The sequence below is a fragment of the Parasaccharibacter sp. TMW 2.1891 genome, assembly GCF_023337675.1.
GTDB classification, from domain to species: Bacteria; Pseudomonadota; Alphaproteobacteria; order Acetobacterales; family Acetobacteraceae; genus Bombella; species Bombella apis.
Window position 1 is genome coordinate 717102 of sequence record NZ_QORT01000001.1, and the last position, 25183, is coordinate 742284.

The following is a 25183-nucleotide window of genomic DNA, read 5'->3' on the forward strand; positions in this document are numbered from 1 at the left end:
TCCGCACATGTGGACAGGCACAAGCCCTGCTGTGCGAGGATTTTGGAGGAGAGGTCAGTGAACAAGACGTTGTTCCGTCATAACATGGATGCCACGGTGGTGGAGCAGGCTGTCAGGGCTTCCCATACTGCCTTGGGCAAGCGTCAGAAGAGTGACGGTCATTGGGTCTTTGAACTGGAAGCCGATGCAACCATCCCGTCGGAATATGTTCTGCTGCGCCATTTCCTTGACTGCATTGATGTGGAGCTTGAGCAGAAGATCGGAGTCTATCTGCGACGGACACAGGGTGAGCATGGGGGCTGGTCTCTCTATACGGATGGCCGGTTTGATCTTTCCGCCAGCGTGAAGGCCTATTTCGCCCTGAAGATGATCGGGGATGATCCGGAAGCCCCCCACATGCGCAAGGCCCGTGCGGCCATCCTGCATCATGGCGGGGCAGAGCGGAGCAACGTCTTCACCCGCATCCAGCTGGCCCTGTACGGGGAAGTTCCGTGGGATGCCGTGCCCGTCATGCCAGTGGAGCTCATGCTGCTGCCCCGCAAGGCGTTTTTCTCGGTCTGGAACATGTCCTACTGGTCCAGGGCGGTCATAGCGCCGCTGCTCATTCTGGCAGCTTACAGGCCGTTGGCCCTGAATCCCCGTGGCGTGCGGGTGCAGGAGCTGTTCAGGAGACCGCCAGCCACCATCAGGGACTGGATACGCGGTCCGTACCGGTCGGTCTGGGGGCGGGTATTTACCGGTCTGGACAAGCTCATCCGGCCGCTGGTTCCATTCATTCCCCGTTCCGTTCATGAGAAGGCCATCCGTGTCACGATCGATTTTATCGAGAAGCGGCTGAGTGGCGGTGGACTGGGTGCCATTTATCCTGCCATGGCGAATGTGATCATGATGTACCGGACCCTGGGGGTGCCGGATGATGATCCACGGGTTGTCCAGGCATGGGAGGCGGTACAGGGCCTGCTGGTAGTGAAGGATGATGAGGCCTATTGCCAGCCCTGCGTGTCGCCTGTGTGGGATACGGGGCTTTCCGGTCTTGCCATGCTGGAGGCTTCGACCGGTGCCAGGGGCGTGATGCCGGCCGAGACGGCGATTGCCCTGAAGAAGGCCGCTGCCTGGCTCAGGGAGCGCCAGATTCTGGATGTCAGAGGGGACTGGGCCATCAATGCGCCGACCCTGCGTCCGGGAGGTTGGGCTTTCCAGTACGAGAATGATTATTATCCGGACGTGGATGATACGGCTGTTGTCGGCATGTTGCTGCACAGGATCGACCCTGAAGAGAACCGTACGGCCATCGAGCGTGCCCGGGAATGGATCATTGGCATGCAGAGCAGCAATGGTGGTTGGGGGGCCTTCGACATCGACAACAACATGGAGGTGCTGAACCACATTCCATTCTCCGACCACGGTGCGTTGCTGGACCCACCGACGGTGGATGTCTCCGCACGTTGCATTTCGTTCCTCTCCCAGTTGGGTCATCCGGAAGATCGTGAGGTGATCCGCAAGGGACTGGATTATATCCGCTCCGAGCAGGAAAAATCCGGCAGCTGGTTCGGCCGCTGGGGGACGAATTACATTTACGGCACGTGGTCCGTTCTCTGTGCCCTGAACATTGCTGGTATCAGTCATGATGACCCGATGGTGCGTCGGGCCGTCGCCTGGCTGGAGAGCGTACAGAATGATGATGGCGGCTGGGGTGAGGACTGCGCCAGCTATGAGGGGGCCCCACAGGGCCTTTACAAGGAGAGCCTGCCGACCCAGACGGCCTGGGCAACGTTGGGGCTGATGGCTGTTGGTCGCCACGATAGTGAGGCTGTCCGCCGTGGCATGGCCTATCTGATGCAGGCGCAGGATGATCAGGGTGAATGGCACGAGGCGCCGTATAATGCCGTTGGTTTCCCCAAGGTTTTTTACCTGCGCTATCATGGCTACAAGCAGTTCTTCCCGCTCATGGCGCTGTCCCGGTACCGCAATCTGGCTGATAGCAATTCCGGGCAGGTGGAGTTCGGTTTCTGATGCTGGGGGTCCTGGCAGGGCTCAGGCAGGAAGCACGGCTGGCCCGCCGTTTTTTCCCCGGGGCGAAGATCGCCCTGAGCCATGCCTGTGAGACCGGGGCACGGCAGGCTCTTCAGGCTCTTCAGGATGAAGGTGTGACGGCATTGCTGTCTTTTGGCTGCTCCGGGGCGCTGGATGCCGTCCTGCCACCGGGGAGTGTGCAGGTGGCTGAATATGTGCAGGCTGATGGTGAGCATTACAGGGCTGATCCCGCCCTGAGTGCCCGTTTCGGTGCGGCCCAGGCGGCTGTCCGGGGTGGCATCCTGCACAGCCCGGTCATGATTGGCACGGCCAGAGAGAAAGCTGACCTTTTTTCCCGGACGGGGTGCCACGCCGTGGATATGGAGAGTGGTCTCGTAGCCCGGTCTGGCCTGCCCTTTGCGGTTCTGCGGGTGATCTGTGACGATGCGGGCAGGGACCTTCCCCCCGCTGCCCGGGAAGGCCTGAAGGACGGGCGGGTCCACGTGCCGGCTTTGCTGGGGTCCATCCTGAGGCATCCCGTGCAGATTGGCGCCTTGATCGGCCTGGGGCGTGATGCTGCCCGTGCCCATCAGGCCATGGCTGATTTTCTGGAAACACTTCCGCTCGCACGGGTCTGAAAGGCGTCGTCGGAGTACTTGCGTTTCCGTCCGGCCTGTTCTAGAGAAGGGCCGTATTTGCCGCTTCCATGTGGGGCGGGAGGTATATTTCGCACGCATGGCCCGGATTGCCTGGTGTCCCTTGCCACCAAGGGGCGTTGCCATGCGGAGGACAAACCAGAGAAAGAAAGTTTCAGACTATGGCAATGCCACAGTTCACGATGCGCCAGCTGCTCGAGGCTGGTGTTCATTTCGGTCATCACACACGTCGCTGGAACCCGGCCATGGCACCGTACCTGTTCGGTGTCCGCAACCAGGTGCACATCATCGACCTTCAGCAGACCGTTCCGCTGCTGGACCGCGCCCTGAAGCAGGTGCGTGACACCGTGGCTTCCGGTGGACGTGTTCTGTTCGTCGGTACGAAGCGCTCCGCTGCCGATCTGGTGGCTGATGCAGCACAGCGTTGCGGCCAGTACTACGTCAATCACCGTTGGCTCGGTGGGATGCTGACGAACTGGAAGACCATCACCGGCTCCATCAAGCGTCTGCGTGGCATTGACGAAATGCTGGCTGGCGACACGACCGGCCTGACCAAGAAGGAAGTCCTCGACATCACCCGTGACCGCGAAAAGCTGGAACGCTCCCTTGGCGGCATCAAGGATATGGGTGGCCTGCCGGACCTGCTGTTCGTGATCGACACGAACAAGGAGAAGCTGGCTGTTGAGGAAGCCAACAAGCTGGGCATCCCCGTGATTGCCGTGCTGGACAGCAACTCCGACCCGAAGGGTGTCACTTTCCCGATCCCGGGCAATGATGATGCCATCCGTGCCATCGCCACATATTGCGACCTGGTCTCCGGTGCCGTGCTGGATGGCATTTCTGCCGAGCTGGCTGCGTCCGGGCAGGACATTGGCGCTTCCGCAGAGCTGCCGGTTGAGGAAACCGTTGTGGCAGAGAAGGCTGAATAAGCCTCTCCGGCTTTTGGCCACAGGGCCATGCGGACAGTCCGGCCCGTCTTTCATGGAGTGGCCGGACAGTGGATATTGTGACATGAACAGCTCATGCAGCCGTGGAGACTTTCCGGCTGCATGGGTGTTTTATCGGGGATGAAGAGATATGGCAGAAGTTACTGCTGCAATGGTGCGTGAGCTGCGCGATACAACAAGCGCAGGCATGATGGACTGTAAAAAGGCCCTGACGGAAGCCAATGGCGACATGCAGGCTGCCATCGACTGGCTGCGCAAGAAGGGTCTGTCCCAGGCTGCCAAGAAGTCTGGCCGCGTTGCGGCTGAAGGTCTGGTGGGTGTGGCCGTTGATGGCAAGAAGGCTGCCATGGTCGAGGTCAATGCCGAGACGGACTTCGTGGCTCGCAATGATGCCTTCCAGCAGGCTGTGGAAGACATCGCCAAGGTGGCTCTGCAGGTTGGTGGTGATCTGGAGGCCGTCAAGGCTGCCAAGATGCCGTCTGGCCGTACTGTTGCTGATGAGCTGACCCATCTGGTCGCCACCATTGGTGAGAACATGAGCCTGCGTCGCGTGGACGTGCTGAGCGTGCCGTCTGGTGTCGTGGCCAGCTACGTTCACGGTGCCCTGCGCCCCGGCGTAGGCCGTATCGGTGTGCTGGCTGCTGTCGAGGCTCCTTCCGAGAGTGAAGCTCTGCTGACACTGGGCCGCCAGATTGGTATGCACGTTGCTGCCACCAGCCCGACGGCTCTGGATGTGGATGGCGTGGACGCTGCGTCCGTTGCTCACGAGCGCAAGGTGCTGGAAGACCAGGCCCGTGCCTCCGGCAAGCCGGAAGCCATCATCGAGAAGATGGTGGAAGGCCGTATCCGCAAGTTCTACGAGGAAGTGGTTCTGCTGGAGCAGGTCTGGGTGCATGACGGTGAGAGCCGCGTGAAGGAAGTCGTCAAGAAGGCTGGTGCCAAGCTGGTTGGTTTTGCCCGCTACAAGCTGGGTGAAGGCATCGAGAAGGCTGAGACGGACTTTGCTGCCGAGGTGGCTGCGGCTTCTGGCCAGAAGAAATAAGCCTTTAACGGTTTCTTGCTAGAAGAAAGGGGCTTCGCCAATATGGCGGGCCCCTTTTTCTGTCTTGAGGGTAACGGTATGGAGTGGGAAGACCCGGCCATCATCCTGCGGCTTTCTCCTCATGGGGAAAGCAGTCTGCTGGTCCGTGCACTGACCCGGCATCGGGGGGTTTTTCATGCTCTGGTGCGTGGCGGGCAGTCCCGGCGGCAGGCGGCGCTCTGGCAGGAGGGCAGTCTGGTCGTGGCCCGCTGGAAGGCCCGCCTGCCAGAACAGTTGGGTTACATGACAGCGGAGCTTGTGCGGCCCACAGCGTCTTTCCTCCTCGACCATCCTCTATCTCTGTCCCTGCTCGGGAGTGCCTGTGGCCTGTGTAGTGAAGCCCTGCCAGAGAGGGAGCCACATGAGGCGCTGTTTGCGTCTCTGGCCCATTTCATGGGGGTGATGAGCGTGTCCGCCGCCCTGCCACCCGTGGCGCTTTATCTGCGCTGGGAACTGCTTCTTCTGGAGCAGCTGGGGTATGGCCTGACGTTGGACCAATGTGCCGTTACGGGCGTGCGGGAGGGGCTGGCCTATGTGTCTCCCCGCACGGGGCGTGCCGTAAGTGAGGAGGGAGCTGGGGAGTGGAAGGATCGTCTTCTTCCTCTGCCGTCCTGTCTTCTGGATGATGAAGAGGAAGGAAAGCCGGCAGACTGGCTTGCTGGGGCAAGGCTGAGTGGCCATTTTCTTCAGCGGGCTGTTTTTGCTGCCTGCCATCGTCCTTTGCCCGCTGCACGGGACCGGCTGATGACAGCCCTGTATCGACTGGCTGAGGATGCGTCCTCTGGACAGGAGGAAGAAGAGCGTGTCTAACCTGTCTCCATCAGAGAGGCGAACATGAAGCAGGAGACCTTATGACGGGCGATCTCGCCGGGCATATCGAAGATACACGGCTGGCTGAGGCACTGAGTGAGCGTTATCTGGCCTACGCCATGTCCACCATCACGTCACGCTCTCTGCCGGATGTACGGGATGGGCTCAAACCGGTGCATCGCCGTTTGCTCTATGCCATGCAGCAGCTCAAGCTGGACCCGAGTTCCGGCTTCAAGAAATGTGCCCGTGTGGTGGGTGATGTCATCGGTAAGTTCCATCCCCATGGGGATGCATCCGTCTATGATGCGCTGGTGCGTCTGGCGCAGGATTTTGCCGTGCGTTATCCGCTGGTGGAAGGACAGGGCAATTTCGGGTCCATTGATGGCGATGGTGCGGCTGCCATGCGGTACACCGAAAGCCGCATGACCGAAACGGCCCGCATCATGCTGGAAGGAATCAGCGATGATGCGGTCGATTTCCGTCCGACCTACGATAATGAGGATCAGGAACCGGTCGTCCTGCCGGGGCTTTTCCCCAATCTTCTGGCCAATGGAGCGGCCGGGATTGCCGTGGGTATGGCCACCAGCATCCCTCCTCATAATGCCGCCGAACTCTATCAGGCGGCCCGGTTACTGATCGAGAAGCCGGACTGTAGCACGGAGGAGTTGCTGGATGTCGTGCCGGGGCCGGATTTCCCCACCGGTGGCCTGCTGGTTGAGGACCGCCAGACGCTCGTCCAGGCCTATGAGACAGGGCGTGGCAGCTTCCGCATCCGGGCACGCTGGGCGGTCGAGAAGGGCCGTGGTGGCGCATGGACCATCATCGTCTCGGAAATTCCCTATCAGGTGCAGAAGGGTAAACTGATCGAAGATATCGCCAGGAAGATGGAAGAGAAGAAACTTCCTCTCCTGGCTGATGTACGGGATGAAAGCACAACGGATATCCGGTTGGTTCTGGAACCCAGAACCCGCAGTTGCGAGCCTGATGTGCTGATGGAAACGCTCTTCCGGCACACCATGCTGGAAAGCCGCTTCAGCCTGAACATGAACGTTCTCAGCCAGGGGAAAATCCCCGGCGTGCTGTCTCTCAAGGATGTTCTGAAGGCATGGCTGGAGCATGTGCATGATGTACTGGTCCGCCGCACGCAGCACCGTCTGGATGCCGTCCTGAAAAGACTGGAAATTCTGGATGGTTTCCTGAAGGTCTATCTCAACCTTGATGAGGTCATCCGCATCATCCGGGAAGAGGATGAGCCGAAGCCTGCCCTCATGAAAGCGTTCTCCTTGAGTGAGCTTCAGGCGGATCATGTGCTGAACATGCGTCTGCGGTCCCTTCGACGGCTGGAAGAAATGGAAATCCGCAAGGAATGGGACGGTCTGGGCAAAGAGCAGGCGTCACTGGAGGCTCTGCTAGGGTCTGAAAAGCGGCGCTGGAGCCGGATCGGGAAAGATCTCCAGAAGATGCAGGCCCTGTTTGAAGGTGGACCCTATGGCCAGCGTCGCACGGTCATGGGTGAGGCCCCGGTCAGCATTGATACCTCTGCCGCTCTGGCGGTGGAACGGGAACCTGTCACGGTGCTTCTTTCACAGGAGGGCTGGGTTCGTGCTGTCAAGGGGCATGGGCATGATGTGGAGAACCATCGCTTCAAGGAAGGGGACGGACTGGCCTGGCATGTCGAGTGTCAGAGTACGGACCGTCTCTGTCTGATGGCAGCCGGGGGGCGGGCTTTCACGCTGAAGGTGGCGGACCTGCCCCGGGGGCGTGGCTTTGGTCAGCCGGTGCGGACACTGGCTGATCTGGCGCAGGATGATCAGGCTGTGGCCCTGTTTGTTCTTGGTGAGGATGATGCCCGGTATTTTCTGGCCAGTACCGATGGCCGGGGGATGCAGGTGGCCGCCAGCAATCTTGCAGCAGAGAAGAGAACAGGGCGGCAGGTGTTCAACGTGCGGGATGGAGCGCAGGTATGGCTTGCCCTGCCCGCTGAGGGGACGCATGTTCTCTGCCTGACAACAGCCAGACGTGCGCTCATTTTCCCGCTGGAGCAGGTGGCCGAAGTGGCGAAGGGAGGGGGTGTCAGCCTCCAGAAACTGGCTGATGGCGTGGCGATCAGTCATATCCGTCTCTTCTCTCTGGAAGAGGGCCTCGTCTGGCAGGAGGGGCAGAAGGTCCGGTCCCCGGCTGATCTGGCCCCGCTGGTTGGCCGCCGGGGCGCTGTCGGGCGGGCAGCACCACAATGGATGCTGCGCCGATAGGCGGGACAAGCCTGAAACAGCCTGCCGGCCGTCTCCGCCTGCAGGTGGGGGCGGGCTGATTAATGGGACCATGCTGAGGAGAGGACATGGCAGCGCTTTTTTCATACACCTTCCTGCTGGGGCTGCTGCATGTCAGTCTTTCCCTTCTGGTAACAGGCCATATCCTGCTCACCAAACGGGATACGGCTGCTGCCGCTGGCTGGATAGGTTTCTGCTGGGTCATGCCCTATCTGGGGTCGCTGCTTTATCTCTGCCTGGGGATCAATCGTGTCCATCGCCGGGCGCAGAAGCTGCGGGAAGATGTCAGCCCGGAGGAGACGGCCTTTCTGGCGACATGGACCCATGATGCTGCCGACAGTTTCATGGCACCTCTGGTAAAGATGCTGGATGGACTGACTGGCCTGCCCCTGCTCAAGGGGAACAGCGTGACCTGCCTGCATGATGGCGACCATGCGTATCCGAGGATGCTGGAAAGCATTGCCCGGGCAAAGCACTCCATTCTGCTCTGTTCCTACATTTTTCGGGATGATGGAATCGGCAGGAAATTCGTGGCAGCTCTGGCGGAGGCCCGGCAGCGTGGGGTCGAGGTCCGTGTACTGGTGGATGGTATCGGCAGTGGCTATCTCTACAGCCCGATCATCCAGAGGTTGAAGCGGGAGAACATACCCTGTGCCCGGTTCATGCATTCTCTCTGGCCTTGGCGGATGCCGTTCATCAATCTGCGGGACCATCGCAAGATATTGGTGGTGGATGGCCGGACAGGCTTCATGGGTGGGTTGAATATTGGAGCGGAAAATCTGCTCAACCAGCCCAGAGGGCGGCGCATCCCGGTGGCGGATACGCATTTCCAGCTGGAAGGCCCCGTGGTCCAGCAGCTTTCCGAGGTCTTTGTGAGGGACTGGGCCTTCACGACTGGGGAAACCCTGGAAGGGGAGCGTTATTTTCCGGTGCCCGTGGCGGGTGGCAGCATTCCGGCCCGTGTCGTGACGTCAGGGCCGGACATGGACGTTGAGAAGATTGAATATACCATTCTTCAGGCTGTCATTCTGGCCCGCAGCCATGTCTGCTTCATGACCCCTTATTTCATCCCGGATAACCGGTTTGCCACAGAGCTTGGGCTGGCTGCCCTGCGTGGGGTGCGGGTGGATATTGTTGTTCCCCGTCACAGCAACCATCCGGTGACGGATTATGCCCGCAATGCCCGCCTCAGGAACCTGGTGCTGGCGGGTTGCCGGGTCTGGCTGGGGGATCCGCCTTTCAACCATTCCAAGCTCATGACAGTGGACCGGGCCTGGAGCCTTGTTGGCAGTGCCAATCTGGACCGACGTTCCCTGCGTCTCAATTTCGAATGCAATCTGACCCTGCATGGTGCGGAGACGGCAGGTCATCTGGAAGAGTTCATCCTTGGCCATTGCAGCCATCAGCTGACGCTTGCTGAAATTGATTCATGGTCCCTGCCGGTCCGCCTGCGGAATGCGGCCTGCTGTCTCTTCCTGCCTTATCTCTGATCAGGAAGGGTGAGGCTGCTGCTTATGGCCTCTGGTTGCAGGGTGACGGCAATGGGGCGATGGTCTGATCCGAAACGGGGATAGACCCGCCGTTCCATCAGGGAGAAACCGCGGACAAGGCAGCGGTCCAGCCGCAGGGGCACCCTGTCGAGCATCCGGTGGGTCTGCTCCCGTGGTCCCACATCCCTGAAACCCCGCAACATGGCGGGGCCTACCTGATTGAAGTCTCCGATGATGATGGCCCGTTCCGGCAGTTCCTCCCGGATGAGCCGCAGCTGACGCCGGTTGAGGATGGGACCGTGGGAGAGATGGACATTGGCGAGGCCGAACGGCCCAAACCCTGTATCAAATTCCAGCAGCTGGGCAGAACGGTGGGCAGCCAGACCGGGCGGCAGCATGTGCAGCCGTGGGGAGGAGAGAAAGGGATGGCGGCTCCAGCAGGCGGTGCCATGGACCCGTCCCTCTGAAGCCAGACGGCTGAAATGCCCCCCTATGAGGTCGGGCAGACGGTTGATGAAGGGGCGGCATTCCTGCATGAGCAGTATGTCGGGCTTCGTAACCCGCAGCAGGAGGCGGATATCCTCCAGCGTGGCACCATCCTCATGAAAAAGGTTCCAGCTCACCAGCCGGAGGGCATGGGGGACTGCAAACGGCAATGTCGGGTCCTGCATTGTTGTAATGACCTGATAATCAACAGAAACAAGACCCATCTGCACAGGCCTGAAAGGGAGAAGGCAGTCTATACCGTTTTGGCGGTAAAGAACATCATGGAACCTTCATGCCAGATACCGGCCTTCTCTACAGGAGAAAGCTGTACGGCAGGGGGCTTCATGAAGGGGGGTTGCGTCTCTTCGTGAAGAAGGGAAAATGTCTGTCCGACCCGCATGGATAGCAGGAGTGACAGGTATGAAGAGCAGGAGCAGGACCATAGGGGCAGGGTCTGTCATTGGTGAGGGCTGGCAGAAATTTGCGACGTTTCTGACCCACGCCGGGCGTCAGCAGCCGGGTCGGGAAGGCGGGTTTGTCAACATGCCGGTTGAGCGTGGTTCAACGGTCGTGTTCCCGACGGTTGAGGACATGGAGGCCCAGGGCGTTCATGCCTACGATCACAGGCTTGTTTATGGCGCCATGGGCAACCCCGTCCAGCACAGGCTGGAACAGGTGATTGCAGCCCTGGAAGGCGGAAGCCATACGCAGGTTGTCAATTCCGGTCTGGCAGCCTGTAGCGTGGCTCTGCTGGCGTTCCTGAAGAGCGGGGACCATCTGCTTCTGCCAGATTCCGTCTATGGTCCGACACGGCGTTTTGCGTTGGGAATGTTGGCCCGTTTTGGGGTTGAGACCGGCTTTTATCCGCCCCGTGCGGATGAAGCCACCCTGCGGGCGCATCTCCGGCCCAACACGGCCGTGGTTTTTGCCGAAAGCCCGGGCAGTCATACGTTCGAGGTGCAGGACGTTCCCCGGATCGCCCGTCTGGCACACGGAGCCGGGGCACGGCTGCTGCTGGACAATACATGGGGGATCGGGGCGTTCCAGCCCTTCACGCATGGGGTGGATGTGTCCATTCAGGCCCTGACGAAATATCCCAGCGGCCATGCGGATGTGATTCTCGGGTCCATCACGGTCCAGCGGCAGGAACACTGGCAGGCCCTGCGCCGTGCCGCCATCGAGCTGGGAGCCTGCGGTGCCCCGGATGACTGCTGGCTGACCCTGCGGGGCCTGAAGACCATGGCTGTCCGTCTGGCCCAGCAGGCCCGCTCCGCTTATGAGCTGGCCCTCTGGCTGGAGAGTCGCCCGGAGGTCGCCCATGTGCGGCATCCAGCCCTGCCGGGCTGTCCGGGGCATGAGATATGGAAGCGTGATTTCACGGATGCCAGTGGTCTGTTCGGTGTGGAGCTGGTTGAAGGGATCACGCAGGAAGCCATGGTCGCCATGCTGAACGGACTGAACCTCTTCAGCATTGGAGCCAGTTGGGGGGGGTATGAAAGTCTTGTCCTGCCGACATCCGGGGGACTGACACGACATCATGAAGAGGGTTTGCCGAAGGGCGCAGCCTTCCGTATTCAGGTCGGGCTGGAGGACGTGGCGGATTTGAAGGCTGATCTGGCCCGTGGGCTGGATGGACTGTCTTCCTGATCTTCAGAGCGGGGTGCGGTAGGAGAGAGCTTCTGCCGCATGGTGTTTCTGCACGGTTTCCGTGCCGTCCAGATCGGCAATCGTGCGGGCGACACGGAACATGCGTGTGATGCCACGGTGTGAAAGTTTCATCCGCAGGGCTGCCTGTTCTGCAAGAGCCAGGGCGTCCGCTTCGAAGAGGAACCCATCGGGGGGCATGGTGCTGTTGCAGGTTCCCTGTCGTTCCATCTGCCGATCATAGGCCTTTTGCACTCTGGCCCGTACCTCTGCGCTGCTTTCCCCTGTGGGGGCACTGCTGATGGCCAGAGGTGAAAGGGAGTGGATATGAACGCACAGATCCATGCGGTCCAGCATCGGGCCGGAGATGCGGGCCGTATAATCCTGTGCGCAGCGTGGTGCCCGGTTGCAGGAACGCTCGGCATCATGGACATACCCGCAGCGGCAGGGGTTCATGGCGGCAACAAGCTGGAAACGGGCCGGATAGTGTGTATGCCGTGCGGCACGGGAGATGGTGACCTCACCTGATTCGACAGGCTGGCGCAGTCCTTCAAGACAGTTGCGGGGAAATTCAGGGAGTTCATCCAGAAACAGGACGCCATTATGGGCGAGGCTGACCTCGCCGGGCATGGCTTTTGGACCGCCACCGACCAGAGCAGGCAGTGTCGTATTGTGGTGTGGCGCCCGATAGGGGGGACGGTTGACAAGCTGCCCGGCAGGCAACAGGCCACCAATGCTGTGGATGCGGCTGGTCTCCAGGATTTCCGTCGCAGAGAGATCAGGCAGGATACCGGGCAGACGGCTGGCCAGCATGGATTTTCCAGACCCGGGCGGGCCAGACATGAGCAGGGAGTGACGACCTGCGGCGGCAATTTCCAGCACACGACGGGCCTGCATCATGCCCTTCACATCCCGGAGGTCGAGGCCATAATCGGGAGGCTGGGGGGTAGGAGGGGGTTCATCCGGCAGGGGCTGTTCTTTGCGGAGATGGCCGATCAATGCCGTGAGGGATGGCGTGGCGATGATCTCAAGGGCCGGATGGCCCCAGCGTGCCTCTGCCCCCTGCGATGCTGGGCAGATCAGCCCTTGGCCCTGGGTCGATGCTGTCAGGGCGGCGCAGAGGATGCCGTTTACAGGGGTGACCGTTCCATCAAGGGCGATTTCACCCAAAGCGGTCAGGGCCGTGATGGAGTCGGCCGGGATGACACCCATGGCGGCAAGCAGGCCCAGAGCGATGGGGAGGTCGAAATGGGCTCCTTCCTTGGGGAGGTCGGCCGGGGTGAGATTGACGAGGATCCGTTTCGGAGGGAGGGCCAGCCCCATGGCGGAGAGTGCCGCACGGACACGCTCCCGGGATTCGGCAATGGCCCGGGCGGGCATTCCGACAATGATGAAGGATGGCAGCCCGCTGGAAATCTGAACTTCCACCATGACAGGCAAGGCATCGATTCCAGAGAAGGTGACGCTCTGGATGCGGGCAAGAGCGGGCGGGGTGGTGGCCATGATCAGAAGTCCTTGTGGGTCGGATATGAAACCGCCCGACAGTGGACCTGCCGGGCGATTGTCAGAAGCAGACCGGACAGGGCAGCAGGACGGCTCAGTCTTCAGCCGGGACCGGACGGATGGAGCGGGCCCGCAGGGTTCCTTTCAGGCTACGGAGCTGCTCCAGAAGCTCTTTTTCCAGTTCGGCGACATTCTGGCCTTCCTGTGCTTCGGCTTCGGTCACGACGTAGCCAAGCTCACCATCTGTCTGGAGGAACTGGGCCGTCAGGTTGCAGGCGGCTTTGGCAAAAATGTCGTTGATCTGCCCAAGGATGCCCGGCTGGTTGGAGTGGACATGCATGAAGCGCATCCCGCCGGGGCGCTCACCCAGCTGAACCTGTGGGAAGTTGACAGCCCCGATGGTGGAGCCGACATCAGAATAATCCACCAGCTTCTGGGCGACTTCGACACCGATGCGCTCCTGTGCTTCCATGGTGGAGCCACCGATGTGTGGGGTCAGCAGTACGTTTTCCAGCCCCTGGAGCGGAGAGGTGAAGCGCTCCTGACTGCTCTTCGGTTCCACGGGGAAGACGTCGATGGCCGCACCCATCAGGTGGCCGTCCTTCAGGGCACGGGCCAGGGCTTCAATATCCACCACCGTGCCACGGGCGTTGTTGAGCAGAATGGAGTTCGGCTTCATGGCCCGGATTTCAGCCTCGCCGATCATGTTCTGCGTTTCCGGTGTTTCAGGAACATGCAGCGTCACGATGTCGGACTGGCCCAGCAGCTCTTCCAGAGAGCTGACGGCAATGGCGTTGCCGTGTGGCAGGCGGGGGGCGATGTCGTAAAAGAGCACCCGCAGGCCGAAGGATTCGGCCAGAACGGACAGCTGGGACCCGATGGAGCCGTAGCCCACGATGCCGACCGTCTTGCCGCGGACTTCCCACGCATTGTTGGCGGACTTTTCCCAGCCCCCCTTGTGGCAGGCCTCCGAGCGGGACGGAATGCGGCGCAGCAGCATCACGATCTCGCCCATGACCAGCTCGGCCACGGAACGGGTGTTGCTGAAAGGCGCATTGAAGACGGGAATCCCGGCCATCCGGGCAGCCTTGAGGTCCACCTGGTTGGTGCCGATGCAGAAGCACCCAATGGCCATGAGGCGGTTGGCAGAGTTGATGATATCGGCTGTCAGCTGCGTCCGGCTGCGAATGCCGACCATATGGACCCCCTGAAGGGCTTCCTTGAGGGCATCGCCTTCCAGGGCGCCTTTCAGCCGGGTGACAGAGGCGTAGCCCTGCTGTTCCAGATAGTTGACGGCACTGTCATGGATGCCTTCCAGCAGAAGAATGTTGATTCTGTCTTTGGCGAGGGAGAGGGGCATGGCGGGTAACCTTCATCGTGGGAACCGGGTCAGCAGGCGTGACCTCGTGAAGAATCGTTATCTATGTGTAATGGACAGATCGTCAGGTGGAAAGGGCTTCCATGGCCTCATCACGCAGGGGTGTGCTGGCACAGGCCAGTACGGTGCCGTCACTTTCCAGTGTCAGCGGGGCGCCGGACCAGTCCGTCAGGCTGCCACCGGCCCCCCTGATGATGGGGGCCAGTGGGCCCCAGTCCCATGGTTTGAGCGTATCTTCCGCAATGAGGTCGATCTGTCCCAGAGCCAACAGTCCGTAAGCGTAGGCATCTCCTCCCCATGAGGTCCGGCGGACTTTTTGCTGAAGTGCCTGAAACTGCCGGAACTGGGCAGGACGGAAGATTTCCGGTGCCGTGCAGGAAAGCTCAGCCTCTTTGAGGCGGACAGTCTGCCGGGTGCCGATGGTGCCGGGCATGTGCGGGGCGACATAGCGGCTGGATTCACCATCCAGCCCGAGCCAGCGTTCATTGGTGACGGGCTGGTCGATCAGGCCCAGTACGGGACGGCCTTCATGAAACAGTGAGATCAGTGTCGTGAAGCTTGGTCGGCCCGTTACGAAGGAGCGTGTGCCGTCAATGGGGTCCAGCACCCAGAGCCAGTCTTTCCCCGGAGTGCCAGAGGCACCGGCCTCTTCGCCCAGGATGGCATGATGGGGAACATGCTTTTCCAGAATGGCCCTCATGGCAGATTCGGCTTCCCGGTCGGCCAAGGTGACGGGGCTGTCATCGGCCTTGGAGATGATGGTGAGGGACTGGCGGAAATACGGCAGGATGACCTGTCGGGCAGCATCGGCGCAGCGCTGGGCAAGGGCCAGATGGGAGGAAAGATCAGACTGACGCATGAGGATTGTGCCTTTTTCCTGCTGGGTTGATTGACGTGGACAGGACCGCACGGCAATCAGGGATCATGCAACCGATTATTGTCATTCCCTCCAGAATTGCCTCCACAAGGCTTCCACGCAAGGCTCTGGCCGAGATTGATGGCGAGCCCATGATCGTTCATGTCGCCCGCCGGGCTGTGGCGGCCGGGTTGGGGCCTGTCCTCGTGGCGGCCGGAGATGAGGAAATCCGGGACGCTGTGGCAGGCATGGCGGGGGTGAAGGCCATTCTGACAGACCCGGCCCTGCCAAGCGGATCGGACAGGGTGCAGGCGGCGATTGAAGCTCACGACCCGCAGAGGCGGCATGACTGCGTGATCAATCTTCAGGGTGACCTCCCTCTTGTGGAACCGGAGACCCTCCAGCAGGCCTTGCGCCCACTGGCAGAAGGGCGGTTCGACATCGGGACACTGGTTGCCCCGGTGCAGAGTCCCGAGGAGCGTGACGCCGAGTCGGTCGTGAAGGTGGCCTGTAGTTTCCAGAGTGACGATGACGTGGCCCGGGCACTCTATTTTTCCCGGTCCGTGATTCCGTGGGGTGAGGGCGTGTACTGGCATCATGTGGGTGTCTATGCGTGGCGTCGTGAGGCCTTGGCCCGGTTCGTTACCCTGCCGCCCTCCGGGCTGGAAGAGCGGGAAAAGCTGGAGCAGCTCCGTGCGCTGGAGGCGGGCATGACGATTGGCTGTGCCCGGATTGCCACGGCTCCCTTGGGGGTGGATACGCCGGAAGACCTTGCGAGAGTCCGGGCCAGAGTGGGGGAGCAGCCATCATGCCGGTAATTGCGTTTCAGGGGCGGCCGGGAGCTTATTCCGATCTGGCCTGCCGGGCCACACGTCCGGGCTGGGCCACGCTGCCCTGTCGCAGCTTTGCCGAGACGATCGAGGCCGTGCGGGATGGTCTGGCGGATGAGGCCCTTCTGCCATGCGAGAATTCCCTTGCCGGTCGTGTGGCAGAGATCCATGCGCTGCTGCCGGAAGCGGGATTGAAGATCGTGGGGGAGCATTTCCAGCGGGTGGAACACTGTCTGTTGGGTGTGAAGGGGGCACGGCTTGAAGATGTGAAGCGTGTCCATACGCACCCTGTGGCGATGGCGCAGGTCCGGGGTCTTCTGGCACGGTATGATCTGGAGCCGGTAACAGAGTTTGACACGGCGGGAGCCGCCGAGCTTGTGGCAGGCTGGGGGCGCAGGGAAGAGGCGGCGGTGGCGTCCTCCCTAGCTGGAGAGCTGAACGGGCTCGAAGTTCTTCTGCGCAATGTGGAAGATGCTGCCCACAATACCACCCGTTTCTACCGTGTGGCCCCTCCGGACGCTGTGGTGGAATCCGTGGCAGGCCAGCCGATGATGACGACGCTGATCGTTCATGTCCGGCATGTGCCGGGGGCATTGTGTGATGTTCTGGCCTGTTTTGCACGGCATGGGGTCAACATGACACGGATTGAAAGCTACATGCTGGGAGGCTCTTTTGAGGCATCCCGTTTTCTGATGGACATTGAGGGGGCGCCGGATGACAGGGGAGTTCGGGAGGCTCTTCTGGAGCTGGCAGGGGTGAGCCAGGATCATCATGTGCTGGGCACCTACCGGCGGAGTTCGTTTCGGGATGAGATGTGACCTTTCTCCAGCGGAGAGGTCTCACTATAATGGCAGCAGAATGTCGGCTGGCGAGGTCAGCCCACGGATTTTTATGAGCAGGGACAAGGGTGGAGAGTAAAGAGATGGCACAGAATATCAATGAACGGTACCACAGCTCGCTGACCGCCCTGATCACCCCCATGAAGAAGGACGGCACGCTGGACGAGCAGGCCGCTACCAGGCTGATCGAGCGTCAGATCCAGGGCGGGACGACAGGCCTCATTCCGTCCGGGACAACGGGGGAAAGCCCGACGCTCTCCCATGCGGAACATGGCCGTGTCGTGGAGCATTGTGTGGAGGTGGCTGCTGGCCGTGCGCTCGTGATGGCCGGAGCAGGCTCCAACAGCACACATGAGGCTGTGGGTATGGCTCGTCATGCTCACAAGGTGGGGGCCGATGCCCTGCTGGTGGTCGTTCCCTATTACAACAAGCCGACGCAGGAAGGGCTGTACCGCCACTTCATGACGGTGGCTGACGCCACGCCGCTGCCGCTCTGGCTGTACTGCATCCCGGGCCGTTCCGTTGTGGACCTGACGCCGGAGACCCTGGGGCGTCTGGCCAAGCACCCGAACATTGTCGGTACGAAGGATGCTACGGCCAATCTTTCCCGTCCGCTGGCCGTGCGGCGGGAGGCTGGGGCGGACTTCAACCAGCTTTCTGGTGAGGATGGGACCATCCTGTCCTTTCTGGCCGCCGGAGGGCACGGCTGCATCAGTGTGACGTCCAACGTGGTACCGGATCTCTGCTCCCAGCTCCACCGTCTCTGGCGGGAAGGGAAGGTGCAGGAGGCCATTGCTCTTCAGGACAGGCTGCTGCCGCTGCATGATGCCCTGTTTGCCGAGACCAGCCCAGCCCCGGCAAAGTACGCCATGTCCCGTCTCGGGTTGTGCGAATCCACGCTGCGCCTGCCAATGGTGGAGCCGACGGAAGGAACGAAGAAGCGTGTGGACGAGGCTCTGCGTTTGCTTGGCCTTCTGGATTAAGACGGACCATGGCAGCCAGCAAGAAAAAAACAAAAGGTGGGCTCATTTCCCATGGCATCGCTGCGCAGAACAGGAAGGGCCGTTTCAACTATACCATTCTGGAAACGGTTGAAGCGGGTCTTGTTCTCAAGGGGCCGGAGGTCAAGAGCCTTCGCATGGGCCGAGCAACACTGACCGAGGCCTACGCCGTAGAACGGAATGGTGAGCTGTGGCTCATCAATTCCTATATTCCGGAATATCAGGGAGGGGTGCTGTCCCGGTTTGATACACGGGCTCCTCGCAAGCTGCTGCTGCACCGCAAACAGCTGGCCAAATATATTGGAGAGGTCACCAGAGCCGGGGCTTCACTGGTTCCGCTGGACATTCACTTCAATGCCCGTGGTGTAGCCAAAGTGACACTTGGTCTTGGTAAGGGGCGCAAGAAGGAAGACAAACGCCACGCCATTGCAGACCGTGACTGGCAGCGAGACAAGGCCCGTCTGCTCCGTAACAAAGGGCGTGGAGATTATTGAGGGGAATTCCCCGTTAAAGCTGCCCCGGGGCCAGTAGTAGCAGGATGGGATGCCCGTTTCTGCTGGTTGTGGGCAGAGGATACAGAAAACCCCACGTTCCTTGCGGGCCGTGGGGTTTTTCTTCAGCGGATGCGGAAGACTGTCTTATTCGGCTGTAATCTCTACAGCCTCAGGGCCTTTGTGTCCCTGAACAACCTTCATGCCGATCTGCTGGCCATCAGCCAGACCATGCAGGCCAGAGCGCTCCAGAGCAGAGGCGTGGACGAACACATCCTTGCCACCTGTCTCAGGCGTAATGAAACCGAAGCCCTTCGTGGTGTTGTACCACTTGACGATTCCACGCATTTCCTCGGCCTGGGACAGGTCCGGAGCAGGATGGAAACGTTCCTGGCGCATGGGGGCAGGGCGACGGGGGGCTTCTGCTGTGGCCGTGCTGGCATCGACAGAAATCACCTCAGCCACCTGGCGGCCTTTCGGCCCCTGGCCGACACGGACAACAACGGTCGTTCCCGGTGCAGGCTCAGCATGGCCGAGGGCGCTGATCGTGTTGGCATGGAGGAAAACATCGCCACTGCCATCGCTCAGGCCAACGAAGCCAAAGCCACGCTCGGTGTTGAACCATTTGACGGTACCGGTGATCTCCGGACCTGTCGGGGTGATCTGCGGGCCACCACGGCCACCGCCACGGCGGGCGCCACCGCCAAAACCACCGCCACGCGGGGCATCGTAACTGCCGCGATCATCAAAATAGGAAGGCTGGGTCATGAAATCGCGGTCAAAACCGCCGCGGCGAGAGGAAAAGGAGCTGCGGTCGGATCTATTATTTCTCAAGGGTCTCGTCCCGTACTGGGGTCATCAGGGAGGAAGCGGTCGATCCGCTCCCTCAGGGTCATTATGTTGGAAACATGCCTGCATGTTCCACTTCTGACGGTAGCATGTTTTTTCAATTAAGCCACAAGGAAAAAGATGAAATTACGATAATTTTTTCTGCCGTTATTATGCTGCGTCATCTGGAAGTCTAATTGTAGGCCACTCCTTCGTAGAGATGACAATAATGTAAGTTTATGGCTGAACAAATATTGTTAACAATTTCTGTGACAGTCTTTTATTTCAGCCAGATACAAGCAGTCTGTCCGGTATGGCCCGGTCGAACAGATGCAGGAGGTCCTGGAGGGCCTCTCCCCTTGGCCCTGTCAGGTCGGGGTTGCGGGTGAGTTCACGCTGGCTGTCCTGCCGCATGGCTGTCAGAAGCAGGGAGAGGCGGGTCGGGTCGGCCAGCCGGAAGCCCGGCAGGCCGGACTGTCGGTTGCCTGTCAGGTCGCCACCACCACGGATGCGGAAATCTTCATCGGCAATCAGGAAGCCATCCTCCGTATCCCGCAGGAGGTGGAGGCGACGCTGGGCTGTGAAGCTGGTGCCTTCACTGTGCAGCAGCAGGCAGAAGGATTTCTGTGCCCCCCGGCCGACACGGCCACGCAGCTGATGCAGCTGGGCCAGACCAAAGCGTTCGGCCTGTTCGATGACCATGATGGTGGCATTGGGAATGTCCACGCCGACCTCGATGACCGTGGTGGCGACCAGCAGGCGGGTCTGGCCTTTCTGGAAGGCCGTCAGGGCGTTCTGCCTCGTGTCGATGTCCTGCCTGCCATGAGCCAGCCCGATGATGGGGCCGAAACGTTTTGTGAGCTCCGCCCAACGTTCTTCTGCCGCTGCGGCACTCTGCGTTTCACTCTCCTCGATGAGGGGGCAGACCCAGAAGATCTGCTTCCCCTGGTCCAGGGCCCGTTTCATGCCGGCAAAGATGTCGTCCAGCTTGCCCATGTTGTGCACGGTCGTATGGATGGGCTGGCGCCCGGCTGGCTTGCTGTCCAGCCGGCTCACGCCCATTTCGCCCCATTCTGTCAGTTGCAGGGTGCGGGGGATGGGGGTGGCGGTCATGACGAGAAGGTCGGTGGCTGCCCCCTTGCTGGCCAGCCTCATGCGCTGCTCCACGCCGAAGCGGTGCTGCTCGTCGATGACGGCCAGGCCGAGGTCGGCAAAGGTGACGCCATCCTGAAAGAGTGCATGGGTGCCTATGGCGATCTTCGCATGGCCATCGGCCAGTTTCGCCAGTGCGACCCGCCGTGCCTTCCCCTTGACGGAGCCGCTGAGAAACACGAACGGCACCGGGCACAGGGCCTCGCACGTGCTGGCATGCTGCTGGGCAAGGATCTCCGTCGGGGCCATGAAGGCGGCCTGTGTTCCGGCCTCGACGGCCTGGAGCATGGCCGTCAGGGCGACAAGCGTTTTTCCGGCGCCGACATCCCCCTGGAGCAGGCGCATCATGGGGGCGGGACGCTCCATGTCCGCTGCGATTTCGGCCATGACACGTCGCTGCGCCGGTGTGGGTTCATGGCCGAAACGCTCAAGCAGGGTACGGCGCAGGGAGCCATCGCCCGCCAGCGGGCGGCCCGTGCGTGTCCGGGCCTGCATCCGGGCCAGCCCCAGGCAGAGCTGGTCCGCCAGAACTTCATCGGCTGCCAGCCGGGCACGGGCACGCTCCAGAATGGGAGTAGGGTCGTCGTCGGAAGGCAGCGTCTCGGGGAAGTGCATCAGCCCAAGAGCCGTGGCGAAGCTGGGCCAGTTCCGTTTTTTCACCAGGGGCGGGTCCAGCCATTCCGGGAGGTCGGGCGGGATCAGGGCCAGGGCGGCCTGCATGGCTTTCCGCACGGTGGAGGGAAACAGCCCGGCCGTGAGGGGCCAGACCGGTTCCAGCCACGGGAATCTGTCCTTCTTTTCCCAGGCCATGATGTGGTCCGGGCGGGAGAGGGTCAGCCGGTCATGGTAATGCCCGACCTTGCCGGAAACGAGGATTTCTGCCCCCTCTGGGGGGAGGAAGAGCCGCCCCTTCTGGAAGAAGGTGATCTCCAGCGTGCCGGTGCTGTCTCTGGTGGTCAGGATGGTGGGCTGGGAGGAGCGGACGGGGCGGCGGATGCCTGTCACACGGACACGGCTTGTCAGGATGTCGCCCGCTGGCAGTTTCCGCCCCTCGGCGACGCTCATGAGCCTGCGCCGGTCGATCAGCTTTTCTGGCAGGGTGAAGAGCAGGTCGATGATCCGCCTGCCGCCGCTGATCCGGCCCAGCATCGTGGCGTGGCGGGGGCCTGTGCCCGGCAGGCTGCTGATGGGAGCCAGAAGTGGCGCAATCCGTGCGGAAGGGGGAGCTAGGGGCATGGCATCGGGGGCGGGTGGCTTCCGGGCTGACAGGGGGGCTGTGGAGGGCTATAGGGTAGCAGAACCGGCCGATAATAAAAATGTCCTTAGTGGAGAGCCCGCCCTGATGCCTGTTGATCGTTCTGCCGTTGCGTCCTTTGGTCCGACAGTCTGGGGGGTGCCTGATGGGGCGGTGGCATTCCTGCTCCTTCAGCGTCTGGCGGAACATGAGGGGACGCTTGTTCATGTGGCACATGATGACGCTGCCCTGGCGTCTCTGGCGGACATGCTGGGCTGGCTGATGCCGGAAGTCACCGTCCTGCGCTTTCCGGCATGGGACTGTCTGCCTTATGACCGGATTTCCCCCAATCCTTCCATCGTGGCCGAGCGTGCCGCCACGCTGAGCCACCTTCTGGAGCCACGGCCCAAGACGGGCCGCATCGTGCTGACGACCATCCATGCCATGCTCCAGCGTGTGCCGCCCCGTGCGGCCTTTGCGGGGCAGACCATCCATGTGAAGGTCGGTGATACGCTGGATGCGACCAGTCTGGCGGAACGGCTCGTGGGCAACGGCTACAGCCGTGTGGATACGGTGATGGAACGTGGCGAGTTCGCCATGAGGGGCAGCATTTTCGATCTTTATCCCGCTGATTCCGGGGAGCCTGTCCGGCTGGACCTCTTCGGGGATGAGGTGGACAATATCCGCAGTTTTGATGCCGCCACCCAGCGGTCCACGGACCAGCGGACGGAGTTCAGCCTGACGCCGGTTTCGGAATATGCGCTGGACAAGCCCAGCCTGAGCCGCTTCCAGACGGGCTGGCGGGACGTGTTCGGCGTGGGAGCGATGGAGGATGTTCTCTACCGCCAGCTTCTGGAAGGACGCAGGGCCAGTGGAGCAGAGCATTATCTGCCACTGTTCCATGACGGCGACGGCCAGCATATGGAAACCCTGCTGGATTACCTGCCGGATGCCGCCCTGAGTTTCGAACGGGACACGCCGGAAATCCTGACGGCACGGCTGGACATGATCGCCGACCATTATCAGGCCCGCTGTGCCGCCGGGCATGAGGGGGAGCTGCCCTATCGGCCCCTGCCACCGCACCGGCTCTATCTGAACCGTCATGGCTGGGACGGGATGCTGAAGGGTCACCCCACCGTCCTGCTGTCACCTTTCGCCCAGCCCGATGGCGCAGAAGGCGTGGATGCCGGGTACAGGCCGGGTCCGGTCTTTGCCAGCATGGGCGGTGCCGGACGGGAAGGGGTCTTCCACCAGTTCTCCACCCATGTGCAGGACTGGGCGAAGCAGGGACGGCGGACCTATCTGACGGCCTGGAGCAACGGCTCCCGGGAGCGGATCAGCAGCCTGCTGCGGGACCATGATATTCCCTGCGAGAGTTTCGATGACTGGGCGCAGGCGGCGGGCATGGCCCGTGGGGCTGTCGGGCTTGTCGTGCTGGGCATGGAACGGGGCTTCACCGGGGAGCGTCTGGCCTTCGTGTCCGAACAGGACCTGCTGGGGGAACGTCTGGCCCGTCCGCCCCGGCGCAGGCGCAAGGGCAATGACTTCATCACGCAGATCGGCGAGATTTCAGAGGGCGATCTCGTCGTGCATGAGGAATACGGCATTGGCCGTTATGTCGGGCTGGAGACGGTGCGGGAAGGGCGTGTGGCCCATGATTATCTCTCCATCCTGTATGATGGTGAGCAGCGGCTTCTTCTGCCCGTGGAAAATATTGATCTGCTGAGCCGTTTCGGCTCCGAGCAGGGGGCGGTGCAGCTCGACCGTCTGGGCGGCAGCTCGTGGCAGGCCCGCAAGGCGAAGATGAAGACCCGCCTGAGGGAAATGGCCGGCGAGCTGATCCGCACGGCGGCGGCCCGTGCCATGAAGGAAGCTCCCATCATGGCTCCGGCTGAAGGGATGTGGGATGAATTCTGCGCCCGTTTCCCCTTCATGGAGACGGAAGACCAGTCACGGGCCATTGCGGACGTTCTGGAGGACCTGAGCAGTGGCAAGCCGATGGACCGGCTCGTCTGCGGTGATGTGGGCTTCGGCAAGACAGAGGTGGCCCTGCGGGCAGCTTTCGTGGCGGCCATGTCCGGGATGCAGGTGGCGGTGGTCGTACCCACGACCCTTCTGGCCCGGCAGCATTATATCGGCTTCAGGAAGCGGTTCGAGGGGCTGCCCGTGAAGGTGGAGCAGCTCTCCCGCATGGTCACGGCCAAGGAAGCCACGAAGGTGCGGGAAGGGCTGGCCGATGGAACGGTGGACATTGTTATCGGCACCCATGCGCTGCTCTCGAAAGCCGTGTCGTTCGAACGGCTGGGAATGCTCATCATTGACGAGGAACAGCATTTCGGCGTGTCCCACAAGGAGAAGCTGAAGGCCCTGCGGGAAGACGTGCATGTGCTGACGCTGTCCGCCACGCCCCTGCCACGGACGCTTCAGCTGTCCCTTTCCGGCGTGCGGGAAATGAGCCTGATCGCCACCCCGCCGACGGACCGTCTGTCCGTACGCACCTTCATCACGCCTTTTGACCGGGTGATGATTCATGAGGCCATCCAGCGGGAACGCTTCCGGGGAGGGCAGGTCTTCTGCGTGGTGCCCCGTCTGACGGACATGCGGCACATGGCCGACCGGCTGCGGGAGATCGTGCCCGATGCCCGCATTACGGAGGCTCATGGCCGCCTTACTCCCACCGAGCTGGAAACGGTGATGACGGAGTTCTCGGAGGGGAAATACGACATCCTGCTTTCCACCAACATCGTGGAGAGTGGGCTGGACATGCCCCGGGTCAACACGATCATCATTCATCGGGCGGACATGTTCGGCCTTGGGCAGCTTTACCAGCTGCGGGGCCGTGTGGGGCGGGCCAAGCAGCGGGGCTATGCCTATCTGACCTGGCCGCAGACGCATGTCCTGTCGGCTTCATCCGTCAAGCGGCTGGAGATCATGCAGACGCTTGATTCCCTTGGGGCGGGCTTCACGCTGGCTTCTCATGACCTTGACCTGCGAGGGGCAGGAAATCTGCTGGGGGATGAGCAGTCCGGTCACATCAAGGAGGTGGGAATCGAGCTGTACCAGCAGATGCTTCAGGACGCCGTGACGGACCTGCGCCGGATGAGGAACGAAGGCGAGGAGGAAGATACGGGCTGGACGCCGAACATCATCCTCGGCCTGCCGGTGCTGCTGCCGGAGGACTATGTGAAGGACCTGCCCGTCCGTCTTGGCCTGTACCGCCGCATTGCCGCCCTGAAGGATGAGGCGGATGTGGACGCCATGCGGGTTGAGCTGGTGGACCGTTTCGGTCCTCTGCCGCAGGAGGTGGAGAACCTTCTGGATGTCGTGATGATCAAGAAGCTCTGCCGTGAGACGGGCGTGGAGCGGCTGGAGGCAGGCCCGAAAGGCATGGTCCTCCAGTTCCGCAGGAACAGGTTCGGCAACCCTGATGGTTTGATCCGCTGGGTGGCCCGCAATGAGAAGGCCGGTGTGAAGATACGGCCTGACCACAAGCTGGCCATGGTGCGGGAAATGACCAATGCCGTGCGTATCAGCATGGCCCGGAAGATTCTGGCTTCTCTGACCAAGCTGCTGGAGAAGGTTCGCCCGACCGAGGCAGGCTGAAGGTTGCTTTCAACCCGCAAAGCAGGAATGGGGCGGCAATAATGGTGCCGCCCCATTTTTCATGTTGTTGC

19 protein-coding genes are annotated in these 25183 nt (G+C 61.5%); 13 read left to right on the forward strand and 6 right to left on the reverse strand.

From position 1 onward, the window contains the following. Positions 1–84: 84 nt before the first annotated feature. The 7 genes from shc (at position 85) to DTJ15_RS03125 (ending at position 9267) form a co-directional block, all read left to right on the forward strand. Positions 85–2013 carry a squalene--hopene cyclase gene (gene shc, locus DTJ15_RS03095; protein ID WP_249079732.1) on the forward strand — a complete coding sequence of 643 codons (1929 nt, stop codon included), beginning with the start codon at positions 85–87 and terminating at the stop codon, positions 2011–2013. Beyond that, positions 2013–2651, forward strand: a complete 639-nt coding sequence (locus tag DTJ15_RS03100; protein WP_154981556.1) for a hypothetical protein — start codon at positions 2013–2015, stop codon at positions 2649–2651. The genes shc and DTJ15_RS03100 overlap by 1 nt, the downstream gene beginning before the upstream one ends. A 179-nt stretch (positions 2652–2830) precedes the next feature. Beyond that, a complete protein-coding gene (gene rpsB / locus DTJ15_RS03105; RefSeq protein ID WP_043560449.1) occupies positions 2831–3598 on the forward strand; it encodes a 30S ribosomal protein S2 in 768 nt (255 codons plus the stop codon). 148 nt (positions 3599–3746) lie between these two features. Beyond that, positions 3747–4658 carry a translation elongation factor Ts gene (gene tsf / locus DTJ15_RS03110; RefSeq protein ID WP_043560447.1) on the forward strand — a complete coding sequence of 304 codons (912 nt, stop codon included), beginning with the start codon at positions 3747–3749 and terminating at the stop codon, positions 4656–4658. A gap of 42 nt (positions 4659–4700) precedes the next feature. Next, entirely contained in the window at positions 4701–5507 is an 807-nt protein-coding gene (recO, locus tag DTJ15_RS03115) for a DNA repair protein RecO (RefSeq protein ID WP_249109375.1), read from the forward strand. A gap of 41 nt (positions 5508–5548) precedes the next feature. Then, complete coding sequence (gene parC, locus DTJ15_RS03120; protein WP_103765464.1) at positions 5549–7759, forward strand: DNA topoisomerase IV subunit A; 2211 nt, start codon at positions 5549–5551, stop codon at positions 7757–7759. 86 nt (positions 7760–7845) lie between these two features. Further along, complete coding sequence (locus DTJ15_RS03125) at positions 7846–9267, forward strand: phospholipase D-like domain-containing protein (protein WP_086431047.1); 1422 nt, start codon at positions 7846–7848, stop codon at positions 9265–9267. Here the strand turns inward: DTJ15_RS03125 and DTJ15_RS03130 are convergent. Then, positions 9258–9977: an endonuclease/exonuclease/phosphatase family protein gene (locus tag DTJ15_RS03130; protein ID WP_248460534.1), complete on the reverse strand. Its 720-nt coding sequence runs from the start codon at positions 9975–9977 to the stop codon at positions 9258–9260. The two genes, DTJ15_RS03125 and DTJ15_RS03130, sit on opposite strands and share 10 nt — an antisense overlap. Positions 9978–10173: 196 nt before the next feature. Here DTJ15_RS03130 and metC point away from each other — a divergent pair, with 196 nt between their 5' ends. Next, the gene (metC, locus tag DTJ15_RS03135) at positions 10174–11400 is read left to right on the forward strand and encodes a cystathionine beta-lyase (protein WP_086431046.1); all 1227 of its coding nucleotides are present in this window, start codon (positions 10174–10176) and stop codon (positions 11398–11400) included. A 3-nt stretch (positions 11401–11403) separates the two neighbouring features. On the opposite strand, the gene DTJ15_RS03140 is transcribed toward metC, so the two are convergent. From DTJ15_RS03140 to DTJ15_RS03150, 3 genes are all read right to left on the reverse strand, one after another. Then, positions 11404–12900, reverse strand: a complete 1497-nt coding sequence (locus DTJ15_RS03140; RefSeq protein ID WP_249109377.1) for a YifB family Mg chelatase-like AAA ATPase — start codon at positions 12898–12900, stop codon at positions 11404–11406. A 94-nt stretch (positions 12901–12994) separates the two neighbouring features. Further along, positions 12995–14260 (reverse strand): phosphoglycerate dehydrogenase, encoded by a 1266-nt coding sequence (gene serA / locus DTJ15_RS03145; RefSeq protein WP_043560435.1) that lies wholly within the window; start codon positions 14258–14260, stop codon positions 12995–12997. A gap of 82 nt (positions 14261–14342) precedes the next feature. Further along, positions 14343–15137, reverse strand: a complete 795-nt coding sequence (locus DTJ15_RS03150; protein WP_086431044.1) for an inositol monophosphatase family protein — start codon at positions 15135–15137, stop codon at positions 14343–14345. A 65-nt stretch (positions 15138–15202) separates the two neighbouring features. Here DTJ15_RS03150 and DTJ15_RS03155 point away from each other — a divergent pair, with 65 nt between their 5' ends. The 4 genes from DTJ15_RS03155 (at position 15203) to smpB (ending at position 18298) form a co-directional block, all read left to right on the forward strand. Then, the gene (locus DTJ15_RS03155) at positions 15203–15952 is read left to right on the forward strand and encodes a 3-deoxy-manno-octulosonate cytidylyltransferase (protein WP_249109379.1); all 750 of its coding nucleotides are present in this window, start codon (positions 15203–15205) and stop codon (positions 15950–15952) included. Then, complete coding sequence (locus tag DTJ15_RS03160; protein ID WP_043560427.1) at positions 15943–16782, forward strand: prephenate dehydratase; 840 nt, start codon at positions 15943–15945, stop codon at positions 16780–16782. The genes DTJ15_RS03155 and DTJ15_RS03160 overlap by 10 nt, the downstream gene beginning before the upstream one ends. A 104-nt stretch (positions 16783–16886) precedes the next feature. Next, complete coding sequence (dapA, locus tag DTJ15_RS03165; protein WP_043560424.1) at positions 16887–17786, forward strand: 4-hydroxy-tetrahydrodipicolinate synthase; 900 nt, start codon at positions 16887–16889, stop codon at positions 17784–17786. An 8-nt stretch (positions 17787–17794) separates the two neighbouring features. Next, positions 17795–18298, forward strand: coding sequence for an SsrA-binding protein SmpB (smpB, locus tag DTJ15_RS03170; protein ID WP_081563081.1), 504 nt, complete (start codon positions 17795–17797; stop codon positions 18296–18298). 144 nt (positions 18299–18442) lie between these two features. Here smpB and DTJ15_RS09090 read toward each other — a convergent pair whose 3' ends face one another. Further along, positions 18443–19129, reverse strand: a complete 687-nt coding sequence (locus DTJ15_RS09090; protein WP_081563082.1) for a cold-shock protein — start codon at positions 19127–19129, stop codon at positions 18443–18445. Positions 19130–19408: 279 nt separating this feature from the next. Continuing rightward, positions 19409–21511 (reverse strand): ATP-dependent DNA helicase RecG, encoded by a 2103-nt coding sequence (gene recG, locus DTJ15_RS03185; protein ID WP_249109381.1) that lies wholly within the window; start codon positions 21509–21511, stop codon positions 19409–19411. A 106-nt stretch (positions 21512–21617) separates the two neighbouring features. Between recG and mfd the strand changes: the two genes are divergently transcribed. Further along, positions 21618–25112 (forward strand): transcription-repair coupling factor, encoded by a 3495-nt coding sequence (gene mfd, locus DTJ15_RS03190; RefSeq protein WP_249109382.1) that lies wholly within the window; start codon positions 21618–21620, stop codon positions 25110–25112. The last annotated feature ends 71 nt before the right edge of the window (positions 25113–25183 follow it).

What these genes read in the sequence shown, in the direction of transcription:
- parC (WP_103765464.1), top strand. Translation starts at nt 5,549, where the DNA reads ATGACGGGCGATCTCGCCGGGCATATCGAAGATACACGGCTGGCTGAG.
- DTJ15_RS03140 (WP_249109377.1), bottom strand. Translation starts at nt 12,900, where the DNA reads ATGGCCACCACCCCGCCCGCTCTTGCCCGCATCCAGAGCGTCACCTTC.
- serA (WP_043560435.1), bottom strand. Translation starts at nt 14,260, where the DNA reads ATGCCCCTCTCCCTCGCCAAAGACAGAATCAACATTCTTCTGCTGGAA.
- DTJ15_RS03160 (WP_043560427.1), top strand. Translation starts at nt 15,943, where the DNA reads ATGCCGGTAATTGCGTTTCAGGGGCGGCCGGGAGCTTATTCCGATCTG.
- shc (WP_249079732.1), top strand. Translation starts at nt 85, where the DNA reads ATGGATGCCACGGTGGTGGAGCAGGCTGTCAGGGCTTCCCATACTGCC.
- metC (WP_086431046.1), top strand. Translation starts at nt 10,174, where the DNA reads ATGAAGAGCAGGAGCAGGACCATAGGGGCAGGGTCTGTCATTGGTGAG.
- DTJ15_RS03155 (WP_249109379.1), top strand. Translation starts at nt 15,203, where the DNA reads ATGCAACCGATTATTGTCATTCCCTCCAGAATTGCCTCCACAAGGCTT.
- rpsB (WP_043560449.1), top strand. Translation starts at nt 2,831, where the DNA reads ATGGCAATGCCACAGTTCACGATGCGCCAGCTGCTCGAGGCTGGTGTT.
- recO (WP_249109375.1), top strand. Translation starts at nt 4,701, where the DNA reads ATGGCGGGCCCCTTTTTCTGTCTTGAGGGTAACGGTATGGAGTGGGAA.
- tsf (WP_043560447.1), top strand. Translation starts at nt 3,747, where the DNA reads ATGGCAGAAGTTACTGCTGCAATGGTGCGTGAGCTGCGCGATACAACA.
- mfd (WP_249109382.1), top strand. Translation starts at nt 21,618, where the DNA reads ATGCCTGTTGATCGTTCTGCCGTTGCGTCCTTTGGTCCGACAGTCTGG.
- dapA (WP_043560424.1), top strand. Translation starts at nt 16,887, where the DNA reads ATGGCACAGAATATCAATGAACGGTACCACAGCTCGCTGACCGCCCTG.
- DTJ15_RS03130 (WP_248460534.1), bottom strand. Translation starts at nt 9,977, where the DNA reads ATGGGTCTTGTTTCTGTTGATTATCAGGTCATTACAACAATGCAGGAC.
- recG (WP_249109381.1), bottom strand. Translation starts at nt 21,511, where the DNA reads ATGCCCCTAGCTCCCCCTTCCGCACGGATTGCGCCACTTCTGGCTCCC.
- DTJ15_RS03100 (WP_154981556.1), top strand. Translation starts at nt 2,013, where the DNA reads ATGCTGGGGGTCCTGGCAGGGCTCAGGCAGGAAGCACGGCTGGCCCGC.
- DTJ15_RS03125 (WP_086431047.1), top strand. Translation starts at nt 7,846, where the DNA reads ATGGCAGCGCTTTTTTCATACACCTTCCTGCTGGGGCTGCTGCATGTC.
- smpB (WP_081563081.1), top strand. Translation starts at nt 17,795, where the DNA reads ATGGCAGCCAGCAAGAAAAAAACAAAAGGTGGGCTCATTTCCCATGGC.
- DTJ15_RS03150 (WP_086431044.1), bottom strand. Translation starts at nt 15,137, where the DNA reads ATGCGTCAGTCTGATCTTTCCTCCCATCTGGCCCTTGCCCAGCGCTGC.